Annotated in this window: 15 protein-coding genes; 9 read left to right on the forward strand and 6 right to left on the reverse strand. The window is 64.5% G+C overall.

All coding sequences use genetic code 11. The features are described from left to right. Positions 1–129: 129 nt before the first annotated feature. Together BCCGELA001_RS07535 and BCCGELA001_RS07540 are read right to left on the reverse strand one after the other, a co-directional pair. On the reverse strand, positions 130–945 hold the full coding sequence (locus BCCGELA001_RS07535; protein ID WP_008563614.1) for a DUF2927 domain-containing protein: 816 nt from the start codon (positions 943–945) through the stop codon (positions 130–132). A gap of 88 nt (positions 946–1033) precedes the next feature. Continuing rightward, entirely contained in the window at positions 1034–1612 is a 579-nt protein-coding gene (locus tag BCCGELA001_RS07540) for a L,D-transpeptidase (protein WP_008563617.1), read from the reverse strand. A 263-nt stretch (positions 1613–1875) separates the two neighbouring features. Between BCCGELA001_RS07540 and BCCGELA001_RS07545 the strand changes: the two genes are divergently transcribed. From BCCGELA001_RS07545 to BCCGELA001_RS07555, 3 genes are all read left to right on the forward strand, one after another. After that, positions 1876–3423 carry an acetolactate synthase large subunit gene (locus BCCGELA001_RS07545; RefSeq protein ID WP_008563620.1) on the forward strand — a complete coding sequence of 516 codons (1548 nt, stop codon included), beginning with the start codon at positions 1876–1878 and terminating at the stop codon, positions 3421–3423. Positions 3424–3459: 36 nt separating this feature from the next. Beyond that, positions 3460–3975: a hypothetical protein gene (locus tag BCCGELA001_RS07550; RefSeq protein WP_008563623.1), complete on the forward strand. Its 516-nt coding sequence runs from the start codon at positions 3460–3462 to the stop codon at positions 3973–3975. A gap of 260 nt (positions 3976–4235) precedes the next feature. Next, a complete protein-coding gene (locus BCCGELA001_RS07555) occupies positions 4236–5222 on the forward strand; it encodes a Bug family tripartite tricarboxylate transporter substrate binding protein (RefSeq protein ID WP_236840826.1) in 987 nt (328 codons plus the stop codon). 102 nt (positions 5223–5324) lie between these two features. On the opposite strand, the gene BCCGELA001_RS07560 is transcribed toward BCCGELA001_RS07555, so the two are convergent. Next, entirely contained in the window at positions 5325–5558 is a 234-nt protein-coding gene (locus BCCGELA001_RS07560) for a DUF3551 domain-containing protein (RefSeq protein ID WP_008563627.1), read from the reverse strand. A gap of 257 nt (positions 5559–5815) precedes the next feature. Here BCCGELA001_RS07560 and BCCGELA001_RS07565 point away from each other — a divergent pair, with 257 nt between their 5' ends. The 4 genes from BCCGELA001_RS07565 to BCCGELA001_RS07580 all read left to right on the forward strand — a co-directional run bounded on the left by BCCGELA001_RS07565 (position 5816) and on the right by BCCGELA001_RS07580 (position 8172). Beyond that, on the forward strand, positions 5816–6148 hold the full coding sequence (locus BCCGELA001_RS07565) for a hypothetical protein (RefSeq protein WP_060734971.1): 333 nt from the start codon (positions 5816–5818) through the stop codon (positions 6146–6148). Between the two features lie 160 nt (positions 6149–6308). Then, on the forward strand, positions 6309–6818 hold the full coding sequence (locus BCCGELA001_RS07570) for a hypothetical protein (RefSeq protein WP_008563631.1): 510 nt from the start codon (positions 6309–6311) through the stop codon (positions 6816–6818). 69 nt (positions 6819–6887) lie between these two features. Further along, positions 6888–7370, forward strand: a complete 483-nt coding sequence (gene greA / locus BCCGELA001_RS07575; RefSeq protein WP_008563633.1) for a transcription elongation factor GreA — start codon at positions 6888–6890, stop codon at positions 7368–7370. Between the two features lie 127 nt (positions 7371–7497). Further along, on the forward strand, positions 7498–8172 hold the full coding sequence (locus tag BCCGELA001_RS07580; protein WP_060734972.1) for a hypothetical protein: 675 nt from the start codon (positions 7498–7500) through the stop codon (positions 8170–8172). A gap of 26 nt (positions 8173–8198) precedes the next feature. Here BCCGELA001_RS07580 and BCCGELA001_RS07585 read toward each other — a convergent pair whose 3' ends face one another. The 3 genes from BCCGELA001_RS07585 to BCCGELA001_RS07595 all read right to left on the reverse strand — a co-directional run bounded on the left by BCCGELA001_RS07585 (position 8199) and on the right by BCCGELA001_RS07595 (position 10313). Further along, entirely contained in the window at positions 8199–8972 is a 774-nt protein-coding gene (locus tag BCCGELA001_RS07585; protein WP_008563636.1) for an SDR family NAD(P)-dependent oxidoreductase, read from the reverse strand. A gap of 46 nt (positions 8973–9018) precedes the next feature. Continuing rightward, positions 9019–9414, reverse strand: coding sequence for a (R)-mandelonitrile lyase (locus tag BCCGELA001_RS07590; protein ID WP_060737542.1), 396 nt, complete (start codon positions 9412–9414; stop codon positions 9019–9021). Positions 9415–9536: 122 nt separating this feature from the next. Further along, on the reverse strand, positions 9537–10313 hold the full coding sequence (locus tag BCCGELA001_RS07595) for a carboxymuconolactone decarboxylase family protein (protein ID WP_060734973.1): 777 nt from the start codon (positions 10311–10313) through the stop codon (positions 9537–9539). 128 nt (positions 10314–10441) lie between these two features. Here BCCGELA001_RS07595 and BCCGELA001_RS07600 point away from each other — a divergent pair, with 128 nt between their 5' ends. Next, the gene (locus BCCGELA001_RS07600) at positions 10442–11341 is read left to right on the forward strand and encodes a LysR family transcriptional regulator (protein WP_060734974.1); all 900 of its coding nucleotides are present in this window, start codon (positions 10442–10444) and stop codon (positions 11339–11341) included. Positions 11342–11462: 121 nt separating this feature from the next. Continuing rightward, a complete protein-coding gene (locus BCCGELA001_RS07605; RefSeq protein ID WP_144441193.1) occupies positions 11463–11795 on the forward strand; it encodes a hypothetical protein in 333 nt (110 codons plus the stop codon). Positions 11796–12006 lie beyond the last annotated feature (211 nt).

The raw sequence follows: 12006 nt of genomic DNA on the forward strand, positions 1-12006 counted from the left end.
GCGCCGGATGAGGGGTCTCTCTCCGCGTACTCATTGTGAATCGAACGTGCGGAGACAGACCCCTCACCCGTTTCGCCGCTTCCGCGGCGAGCCACCCTCTCCCACAAGGGGAGAGGGGAAAGAGATCACCTACTCCTTCAAATCATTCACCCGCTTCACCCAGGCGCGCACGTCCTTGAGCACGGCGGGGAGCACCGCCTTGACCTCCGCCACCGTCATGCCGGCCTTGATGCGGGGATCGTAGAGCACGTTGAGGATGTACTGGTCGTAGATGTCGAAATAGCCCATCGAGACGTTGTCGTTGAACATCGTCCAGGGCACGCTTGAGGTGTCGTTGATCGGCCCGAGCGATTGCAGCAGCTCCTCATAGGCGCAGTCGAGGAAGGTGAAATCGCCGTTGTCGACGGTGAGGATGACGTCGGAATGCTCGATCTCGAAATTGTCGTTCTTGCGGAAGCCGGACAGGCATTGCGGATCGAGCGAGGAGCGGATCTCGCGCGCCTTCTCGGCGCCGTAGAAGCTGGTGAGGGTGCGGAAGAGATCGCGGTCGCGCACGAGCTTCACGCGCACATTCGCCGCCTCGTTGGTCTCGATCATGGCGATGTCGAGATGCTGCACGCGGCGGGCGATGTCGGAGACGACCTTCGCGAGCTGCGTCTTGCGATCGGCGCGATCGCTCTCGGCGTAGACGCGCACCGGCCCGTCGAACTTGCGGATGCGATCGACGCGGCCGGCGAGGTGGTATTCGGCGCCGAACGCCGTCTTCAGGAAGCCCTCGACGATCTCGCCGTCGGTGAAGCTCTTCCGCTCGGAGCGCTGGCGCGATGTGACCGCGGGCAGTTCGCCCGCCGCAGCCTGGGATGCGGCGTCAGGCACCAAGGTGAGCGCGGCGAGGATCAGGAGGCCGATGCGAAGGCGAGGCGAGGGCAGATTCAGAGCGCTCATCGTCCGCCGACGCTGCCGCATTCACCCCGCGCGCACAAGCCCGCAAATGCACGCGCCCCTGCGGGTTCCAGACGCAGTCGCCTGCGGCCTAGTTGTTCAGCACCACCACGGTGGTGCCGACCGCGACGCGGCTGTAGAGGTCGGTGACGTCGTCATTGGTCATGCGGAAGCAGCCCGAGGACACCGCCTGGCCGATCGTCTCCGGCTCGTTGGAGCCGTGGATGCGGTACAGCGTCGAGCCCAGATACATCGCGCGCGCGCCGAGCGGATTGTCGACGCCGCCCTTCATGTGGCGCGGCAGGTCGGGCCGGCGGGCCAGCATCTGCGCCGGCGGCGTCCAAGCCGGCCATTCCTTCTTGGCGGTGATCCTGTGCACCCCGCCCCAGCGGAAGCCGTCGCGGCCGACGCCGATGCCATAGCGCAGCGCCTGTCCGTTCTGGAGCACCAGATACAGCCGCCGCTCGCTGGTGTTCACCACGATCGTGCCGGGCGCGTAATTACCATTGTACATGACCGTGGTGCGGGGGACGGGATTGGCGCCGGAACCGAAGAAGTTCGGGCCGCCGCCCATGATGTCTCGCGTGTCGAACATTTCGGCGAGCGCGCCGCCTGCGGTGGCCGACAGCAGAGCGATGGCGGCAATCGGCGCGGCAAAAAACCGGATCATTGTTTTCCCCAGCAAGAAATCGATTCAATCAACGCCACAGGCCATATTTGCGCGGATTTCGCAAGCCACGGGGCCGTGAGGGAGCCCATGCTCCACGATTGGCGTTACCAAATCGGCAACCACAATTTGCCGAAAAACATTAGCCAAACCCGCGCATGGCGGCGCGGGGCAGGGCAGCGATGGCGGCTATTGCTTTGACGGGGAGCGCGAACAATGATTGATCGGATGGATCACCTGAAAAGACCGGTTGCGGAGCAAAAAGAATGAACGGTGCGGAAAGCCTGGTGCGGACGATGGTCAAGGGCGGGGTGGACGTCTGCTTCACCAACCCCGGCACCTCCGAGATGCATTTTGTCGCAGCGCTCGACCGCGTTCCCGGCATGCGCTGCGTGCTCGGCCTGTTTGAAGGCGTGGTGACGGGCGCCGCCGACGGCTATTTCCGCATGAAGGGAACGCCGGCCTCGACGCTGCTGCATCTCGGCCCCGGCCTCGCCAACGGCCTTGCCAATCTGCACAACGCCAAGAAGGCCAATTCCGGCATCGTCAACATCGTCGGCCAGCACGCGGTCTACCACATCGGCTACAACGCGCCGCTGACCTCCGACATCGAGGGCCTGGCCCGGCCGATGTCGTCCTGGGTCCGCACCTCGCCGGATTCCAAATCGGTCGCTGCCGACGGCGCCGCGGCGATCGCTGCCGCCAAAAGCGCGCCGCCGCAGATCGCGACCCTGATCCTGCCCGCCGACACCGCCTGGAACGAGGCCGACGGCATCGCCGAGGTTCCGGCCGAGCAGCAGCGCGCGAGTTATTCGCCGCAGGCGGTCGAGCAGGCCGCGAAGATCCTGCACGGCGACGGCGAGGGCACGCTGCTCCTGATGACCGGCAGCGCGCTGACCGAGCAGGGCTTGGCGCTGGCCGAGCGCATCGCCGGCAAGACCGGCTGCACCGTGATGGGCCCGACCTTCCGCCCCAAGATGGCGCGCGGCCGCGGCCGTTTCTCGATCGACCGCATCCACTACGTCATCGAGCAGGCGCTGCCGATGCTGGCGAGGTTCCGTCACATCGTGCTGGTCGAGTCCGACGATCCCGTGGCGTTCTTCGCCTATCCGAACAAGCCGAGCATGCTCAAGCCTGAGGGCTGCGAGGTCCATCGCATGACGTCCTGGGGCGAGAACTCGGTCGCGGCGCTCGAAGCACTGGCCGGCGCCGTGAAGGCCAGCGTCAAGGACGTCAAGCCGCAGGCCTTGGCTGAGCTGGTCAAGCCGACCGGCGCGCTCAACTTCGCCTCGATCGCGCAGGCGATCGCCTGTGCGATCCCCGAGAACGCCATCATGGTCGACGAATCCCTCACCACCGGCCGCGGCTTCTTCCCGCCGACGGCGGCGGCCGCCCCGCACGACTGGCTCCAGAACATGGGCGGCTCGATCGGCTTCTCGACGCCGCTCTCGATCGGCGCCGCGATCGCCTGCCCGGACCGCAAGGTCATCACCATGGTCGGTGACGGCAGCGCGATGTACACCATCCAGTCGCTGTGGACGCAGGCGCGCGAGAACCTCGACATCGTCACCATCGTGTTCGCCAACCGAATCTACCAGATCCTGCGCGGCGAGTTCGACAATGTCGGCGCCGGGGAGCCCGGCCAGCGTGCCAACGACATGCTCCGCCTCGATCGCCCGACCTTGGACTTCGTGGCGCTGGCCAAGGGCATGGGCGTGCCCGGCCGCGCCGTCACCAATGCCGATGAGTTCAACAAGGCGCTGGCCGAGGCCGTCGCCGAGCCCGGGCCGCGCCTGATCGAAGTCCAGATGTAAAGGAACATTGGAGCGGCGCGGCGGGGCTGAGCAAAAATGCAGACCGAGCTGAACAAGGTGATCGCGGCGCTCCGGGACTTCTACGCCCACGAGACGTTCCTGTTCGAGAAGGACGTCGGCGAGCGCGCGATCACGCATCGCTTCGCCGTGCACCTGGAGAGGCAGTTCTCGGGCTGGTCGGTCGATTGCAATTACGACCGGCTCGGCGAGCGCACGCTGCACCTGCCGCACGGCAGCATCATCTCCACCGACGACCATCTGGGCAAATCGATCTATCCCGACGTCGCGGTGCATCAGCGCGAGATCCCGAACAATCTGCTCACCGTCGAGATTCGCAAGGCCAGCAATCACACGCCGCTGGAGCACGACCAGCACAAGCTGCGCGCGCTGACCGACGTGCATGTCTGGTTTCCGTATTGGATCGGCGTGCTGCTGGTGCTGGACCGGCACCACGTGACGATGTCGGAAGTCTATGTCAGCGCGGCCCTCGATGAGGCGCAGTCGCGCTGGTTCGCAAGCCGGTTGGCGGAGGTCGGATTAGCGGCCTCTTAGAGCCCTCACTGCCTTCTTCTCGTTCCGGAACTCCGACCTGCGTGACCCTTCGTCGGCCTGCGGCGGCTCATTAGTCGCTTTTTCTCGCGATCGTGCATCGGACAGAAGTAATCCTCTTTGCACCAACGCGCATTTGCAACGCGGTTCCATTGCTGCGAGCGCAGTTGCATCGCATCTATTGAATGGTTGCCGCGGCAAGTTGCTGGGACGTCTGCAAAAGGGACGGTCGGGCTTGCCGAACTTCAATGAGGATTTCTGCTGTGCGCTTCGTTCGATCCCTTCGCTTGCTGGCCGCATCCATCTTGACCGCATCGGTGCTCGTGAGTGCGAGCGGCGCGAGCGCCGGTGTTTGGCCGAACCGTACCATCAAGCTCATCGTGCCGTTCCCTCCCGGCGGCGCCGCCGATTCCGTCGCACGCGTCTACGCGGACAAGCTGAGCGAGGCGCTCAAGCAGCCCGTCGTCATCGAGAACAAGGCAGGCGCAGGCACTGCGATTGCTGCCGAAGCCGTCGCTGCCGCGGAGCCCGATGGCTACACCTTGTCGCTCGCTCCCGCCGGCCAGCTCACCATCCTGCCGCATATCAACAAGGAGATCAGGTACGATCCCTTCAAGAGTTTCGTGCCAGTGTCGAACCTGGCGACGGTCCCCTACGTGCTGGCGGTCAGTCCGGACACGCCGGTCTCGAGCGCCAGGGACCTCGTCGCTGCAGCGAACAAAGATCCGGGCAAATTGACCTATTCTTCCTGCGGTCCTGGCACGCTTTGCCATCTGAGCGGCGAACTCTTCCAGCGCCAAACCGGAACGAAGCTTTTGCATGTGCCGTTCAAGGGCAGCGCCCCGGCGGTCAATGCGCTCCTGGGCAACGTCGTCAATCTGTCGTTCGACACGCTGACCGTGCTCGCGCCGCAGATCCGCGGCCGAAAGATCAAGGGCCTTCTCGTCACCAGCCGCGAGCGCTCATCGCAGCTGCCCGACGTCCCCACCGCAGCCGAAGCCGGTGTGTCGGACTTCGTCGTCGATTCCTGGTTTGGATTGGTTGCGCCCGCAGGTACCCCGGCTGAAATCATCCAGCGCCTGAACGCAGAAGTCGTGCGCATCGGCGCGCAGCCCGATGTTCGAACTCGGTTGGAGGCTCAGGGACTACGCGTCACGACCTCGACGCCCGAGGGGTTTACCGACATCATCAAGGCCGACTACGGCCGCTGGGGCAAGGTGATCAAGGATTCGGGCGTAGAGGTCTTCTGACGCATGATCCGGAAAAGCGCAAAGCGCGGGTTTCCGGAAAGGTCATCGTAAACAGCAGCAAGATGCGAAGCGGCGTGCACGTTTGCGCACGCCGCTTTCTTGTCAGTAGTAATAGGGCTGCGAGTAGGCGTAGCGCGGGTTGATGCCGCAATAGGCCGACGTGCCGGAGGCGCTCGCCGCACATTGCTGATAGCTCGAGAACTGGCAGTTGCCGGGATAGCCCCAGTGGCGGCCTTGCAGGCAATATCTGTCGCTGCCGGCCTGGGCCGGCGCCGCCGACAATGACGCGGCGATCAGGGTTGCGAATGATGCAAGCGTGAGGATGGTGCGACGCATTTCAGTCTCCTTCGATGGTGGGTGGAACGGCCGTGCTCGGCGTTCCCGTGGCTTGTCTGACGCAGGGTCATGCTGTGTTGGTGTCAGCGACGCCGGCTGCGTTCGAGGCGAGGTACATCGTGACGCAGCCAGCGGCGGCCACTGTGATCTCGGCCACAGTTCGCACGCGGGTTCCGACCTAATCTCGGCGAACTTGCATGCCTCGATCCCGTGGGACTAGGCTTGCCTCATTCGGATCAGGCATTTTGGAGGTTCTGATGCAGAAATCATATTTGCTGGCTGCGACGGCAGCGCTGGTTGTCATGATGCAGACGACGTTTACGCTGGCGCAGAGCGCGCCGGCCGCCGGCGGAACCGCTGCGCCTGCGGCGACAGCTCCTGCGCCGGCCGCGACGGCACCGGCTGCCACCACCGATGCCTCCAGCGAGCCGGGCTCTTCAAAGAAGAGCGCGTCGAAGAAGCCGGCGAAGAAGAAGATGACGCGGCAGCAGGAGATCGATCATTCGGTCGACACCGGCACTGTCCCGGCCCGCTACCGCAGCTCGGTACCCAAGCAGTACCACCAATACATTCCCTTCGATAAGCGATAAGCGATCGCACGGCGGCGCGGCGGGATCGCCGGCTGCGTCGCCGTTGTGCCTTGAAGGGTGGCCTTTGCTATGGCATCCAACGACATACATTGTGGCGATCTGCCGGCGCGGGGGTCGCGCGAGCGTTTTCGAGTAAAGAGGCCAAGGTCCGGGGGGAGGAATGAGCGACGACGGAAAGGATGCTGGCTTGGTGGCCATGATCACCAGCATCCTGGGAGGCAACAAGCGCGCAGACACCGTGACGCCCCCGCCGCTCACCGAGGCTCCTCCGACAGCACCGGCGAACGAGCCCGAGCCAGTCGAGCCGCCCGCCCTCGATGCCTTGCCGGCTGAGCCCGAGATCAAGCCCGAGACCAAGCCAGAGCCTGCACCCGAACCCGCGTTGGCCGAGACGAATACGGCCGAAGCACCACCGAAAGTCGCCACCACGCGGGACGGCAAGCAATTGCTGCCTGCGGAAGCGATTGCCGATCTCGTGCTCGGCGAGCTGCGCAAGATGGAGAATTTTCCGGCGACCGGGGCCTCGGTCACGGTCTATGGTTACAGGCACTGGAACGCCATGATCACCTTCGCCCCATTCTCGACCACGTTCCAGAATGCGACCAGGTTCCGCCAGGCCCTGCCGGATCTCGTCTTCAAGCTCCGTCGTTTCGTCGAACTTGAGATATAGTCAGGGTCAACACCGGGCGCGGGGGAACGCGCTTCCGGGTAGCCCGAACAGTTCGACAGGAAGCCAGAATTGAGCGTCGCCTTCACCAAGGAAGAGAGCGCCGAAACCGCGTCCGAGACGCTGTTGCCGGATCGCCCGATCTCGCCGCATCCGAACCTCGTGACGGAGGCCGGCCTGCAGGCATTGCAGAAGCAGCTTGCCGAGGCGCGTAAGGCCTATGAAGCCGCGCAAACGATCGATGACGTCAACGAGAAGCGCCGGCAATCGGCCGCGCCCCTGCGCGATGCCCGCTATCTGACCGAACGCCTGCGCACCGCGCAGCTCGTTCCCGACCCGGCCTCGACCGATACCGTCGCCTTCGGCAGCACCGTCACCTTCAGCCGCGCGGACGGCCGGGTGCAGACCTATCGCATCGTCGGCGAGGATGAAGCCGATCCGAAGGCGGGCACGATCTCTTTCGTCTCGCCGGTCGCGAGATCGCTGATGGGGAAGGCGGTCGGGGACGTCGTTGGCTCAGGCGCGCAAGAGGTCGAGATTTTGTCGATCGCGTAGGGCGGTCAGGGCGAGGCGAGCATTGCGTGGCAAACGGCGCTATCGACAGGAGCGATCTCATTCGCCTAAAGCATGATCCGGAAAAGCGCGAGGCCGACGTCTCCGCCGAACAGAGCGCGATGGTTGGATGAGACGATTTCTGTCGGGCGCATTGCCGTTCTACGCGCTGGCTGGCCTCGCCATGTGCATGTACCTCGTCTTCTACAGGACGAACCTCTTCGACTTGAATGCCATCGTCCAGGGTGCGACCGGCTCATGGTTTCTGGTCTTCATGTTCGTCTGCGTGCTGCTGGAGTCGGTCTTCCCGTATTTCGGCTATTTTCCGGGAACCGCGCTCATCCTGATGTCGGTGACGCTCAGTCCGAAGTCCGTGGATGTCTCCGTCTTCATCGCGGCGTGGCTGGCGATCATCGTCGGTGCCGTCTTGAGTTACGGACAGGCTCGCTTCTTCAGGCCGCTGTTGCAGCGGGTTGCCTCCAGAGCGGCACTGCGCCGATGCGAGTCCCTTCTCGACGCCTACGGCTCTTACGCGCGAATTGCTCTGTTCGTTCATCCCAACGCCTGCGCGATGTATTTCACGGCGCTCGGCCTTCTCGGCGGGAAGCTGACGCGAGAGCTCGCTTATCTCGGCGTTGGTGCCGCGGCCTCTGTGGGCGTTCTGTTCGTGATCGTGACCCGGCTCGTGTCATCGGTAGGCCCGACCGATGATGGGCAATTGCAGGTGCTGTTGGCGGCGGCGCTGATCGCCATCGGGACCCTCGTCGGTCTCTACGCCGCCTGGCGGCCGGCTGCAGCCGACTGACGGTTGCTCCGTCATTGCCGGAGGGTTTAGGCCTTCGGCAGCTCGACGCCCGTCAGCTTGCTCAGTTTGTCGATGAGCTGGTCCTGAAATCCCGGATCGGTGGCCTCACGCGCAGGCTCCTCTTGCTGCAAGTGATGCCAGTAGCGGCCGCTCACCTTGGCAGCGGAATCTGCGCTCACAGCGAGCCACGCCTGGGTCCGTTGTCCGGTGTCGAGATCGACCGGCGCGCTCGAGCCACCCATCTTCGTGCGCACCCATCCGGGATCAACGGCATTGCTCAGCACCTCGGGCCAGCGCCGCGCCAATACGAAAGCCAGCGCGACGACATGCAGCTTGCTCTCGGCGTACGCCTTTGCGGAATCCCAGGCCCGGCTCTCCCAGTCGAGGTCGTCCAGTGAGCCCTCTCCGCCCCGATGCAGCCCGCTGCTCAGATACACCAAGCGGTCGGGCCGCCGGATCAGGGCCGTCAGCATGTAAGGCGCCAGCGTGTTGATGGCGAAGGTGACGGCATGGCCTTCCGGCGTCGCGCCGCGGCTCGGCTGCGTATAGACGCCGGCGTTGTGAATGATCGCGTCCATCCGCCCGATCGCGTTGACCTGGTCGGCAATGCGCCTCGTCTCGGTGGCGCTGCTGAGATCGCCGCCGACGATGCCTGCGGCACGGGAGGTGAGCTCGCCAAGCGAGGCGGCGCGATCGGCTGATCGCGCGTGCAGCACCACGCGGTGACCTTGATCCAGACGCGATTGTGCCGCCGCACGGCCGAGACCGTCCGTGCTGCCGGTGATGAATACGGTCGCCATGCGTGCTCCCTCAGATACATCGTGCGCACTCTACAGTGCGCGTTGATTACTTCCGATACTGCTCGTCGCTCACCTTCTCCAGCCAGTCCACGTTCCTGCCGCCGGAGGATTCCTGGATCGCGATGTGGGTCATCCCCGTCGTCGGCGAGGCGCCATGCCAGTGCTTCAGTCCGGGCGGGAACCAGACGACGTCGCCGGGCCGAACCTCCTCGACCGGACCGCCTTCGCGCTGAACCCAGCCGAGCCCGGCCGTGATGATCAGCGTCTGCCCGAGTGGATGAGTGTGCCAAGCGGTCCGGGCACCGGGCTCGAACGTGACTTGGGCGCCACCGACGCGGGCGGGATCCGGTGCCTGAAACAGCGGATCGACGCGGACGGCCCCGGTGAACCAGTCCTGCGACCCTTTTTGCGAGGGCCGCGACCCGTTTCTCTTGATGTCGATCTCCATCTCAGTCTCCTTCGGTGCTTCGGACGCGAGTGGCTGGACCCGCCAAATTGCGAGAGTGGCTGCTGTGCTGCCGGCGATGAACACGCCACGTCGTGTGATCACGGTCATCTCTCCGATCAACGCGGCCGCTTTTCGACGACGTCCTTGACGACAGGCGCCGCGGAGAATGTGTTGGGCCAGCCGGCGTAGAAGGCGAGATGGCCGAGCACCTCGCCGGCTTCCTCCCGCGTCAACCCGTTGTCCATCGCGCGGTTCAGATGATAGGTGATCTGCGCGACCTGGCCGGTGGCGATGAGCGCGCTGACGGTGACGAGGCTGCGGTCGCGCGGTGCCAGGGCCGGCCTCAGCCAGAGATCGCGGAACAGCACGTCGGTCGTGTACTGGACGAGGCTCGGCGTGATCTGCTCGAACTGCTCGCCGACGCGCGTGGCCCGCTGCTTCTCGGCGGCCTCGTCGAGCGGCAGCTGCGGCCCCGAAGCCGGCGGCAGCTGATCGGCGCCGATATTGCGGCTCCTGAACAGCTCGCTCGCCGCCGGGATCGCGTCCAGCGCGTTGGCCCAGCCGGTGTAGAAGGCCAAATGCGTGATGATCTCCGATATTTCCGACGGCTTCACGCCGTTGTCGAGCGCGAGCGCCAGATAGTGGGGCAGCTCGATGGTTTGACCGCGCGCGATCAGCGCGGCCACGGTGACGATGCTGCGATCCCGGCGCGACAGTCCCGGTCGTTTCCAGAGATCGCCGACGACGAATTTTTGCGCATAGGCTTCGAGGGCTGGAGCCACGCCGCGGATATCCGGCTTCGACATGATGTTTGCTCCTGCGGTGGACGCCTGTCCGGCGGCGGGGCCGGCGAGCAGGCACAATGAAAGCAGACTCGCTGCGGCCATTTTCATGACGGGGTTCCTTCCAGGGGCGGGTGCCATCATCTGCTGTCGTCCCGATGGCTGATCCGAACCTAGGACTTCCGTGCTTCTCCGATTAGGTGATAGATTTCGCATGCAGTCATTAGCGGGACTAATGAATGAACCGAGAGGACGCCAGCGATCTCCTCGCCTTCCTCGCCGTGGCGCGGGAGCGCAGCTTCACGCGCGCCGCGGCGAAGCTCGGCATGACGCAGTCCGCGCTCAGCCAGATCATCCGAAATCTGGAGGAGCGGCTCGGCGTGCGGTTGCTGAACCGGACGACGCGGAGCGTCACGCCGACTGAGGCTGGCGAGCGGCTGTTTCTCAGCGTCGGCCCGAAATTCATGGAGATGGAGACCGACCTCGCCGCGCTCAGCGAATTGCGCGAGAAGCCCGCCGGGACCATCCGGCTGACGGCGACGGAGTTTGCCGCCGGCGAGATCCTGCTGCCGGCGTTGCAAAAGATCCTGCCAAAATATCCGGACATCCACGTCGAAGTGATCGTCGACTACGGGCTCACCAATATCGTGGCACAGCAGGTCGATGCCGGCATTCGTCCGGGCGAGCTCGTCGCCAAGGACATGATCGCCGTGCGTATCAGCCCCGACCTTCGCATGGCCGTGGTCGGCTCGCCTTCATACTTCGCCGAACACAAGCGGCCGAAGACGCCGCAGGATTTGACGCACCACAATTGCCTCAATCTCCGTCTGCCGACGCACGGCGGCAGCCTGTATGCCTGGGAGTTCGAAAAGAACGGGCGGGAGCTCAATGTGCGGGTGGAGGGCCAGCTCGTGTTCAACAGCGCGGGCCTTCTCCTCGACGGCGCGTTGAAGGGGCTGGGCCTTGCCTACCTCACCGAGGGACAGGTGCAGCCTCAATTGTCCCAGGGACGTCTGGTCCGTGTGCTCTCGGATTGGTGCCCGCCTTTCGCGGGTTACCATCTCTACTATCCCTGCCGCCGCCAGCCTTCGCCGGCCTTCTCGCTGCTGGTAGAGGCGCTGCGATATCGAGGCAAGTAGGGGTCTGGCTCTGCGGGTGCGGAGTTCTTGGTCCATCGAACCAATCTTGTCGGGCCTGACACTCAACCCTTGCTGTGTCCGCAAGACGCCCCGCGTCGGCAGTCCGAATTTGGAGGCATTCGTGAGCAAGGTCAAAAGTCCCCGCGAAAAGAAGCGACTGAGTTACGAGCACGACCGGCGCAACACCTATGGTGAAAATCACAAGAGCAGCCGTAAGAACATTCCGCGCAGCAAGCGACGATCGCATCAGGACGAGCGTCGCGCCGTGCGCCAGGCTCTTCTCGGTGCGAAAGGAGCAGTGGCAGACGAGTCTGCCGACGAAGCACACTCGCAAGTCCTGCGCCAAGGCCGGATCAAGAAGCTCAAGGCCTTCCGCAAATCGCCTGATAGCCCGCTGGGCGAGGTCGTTCAACGACAGTTGCGCCGGCGGATGAGCGAGCAGGTCGGCGGATAGAACGCCACTCGCGGCGATCCTGCGTGGCGTGACTTTACTGCGCTAGCGCCGCGGGCCCATCACACGAATCTTTCGAAAGTGAATGCATTCTGCTCACCTTCGTCATGCCTGTCCGTGTGAGGCAGCATAGCCTTGCGATTGTTACCTCAGCGGGACTCGCCCTTGCCAGACCCGCGGATGTTGTGCATAGCTAGCTTCGCTTGGGGCACGA

The organism is Bradyrhizobium sp. CCGE-LA001 (genome assembly GCF_000296215.2).
GTDB lineage: Bacteria > Pseudomonadota > Alphaproteobacteria > Rhizobiales > Xanthobacteraceae > Bradyrhizobium.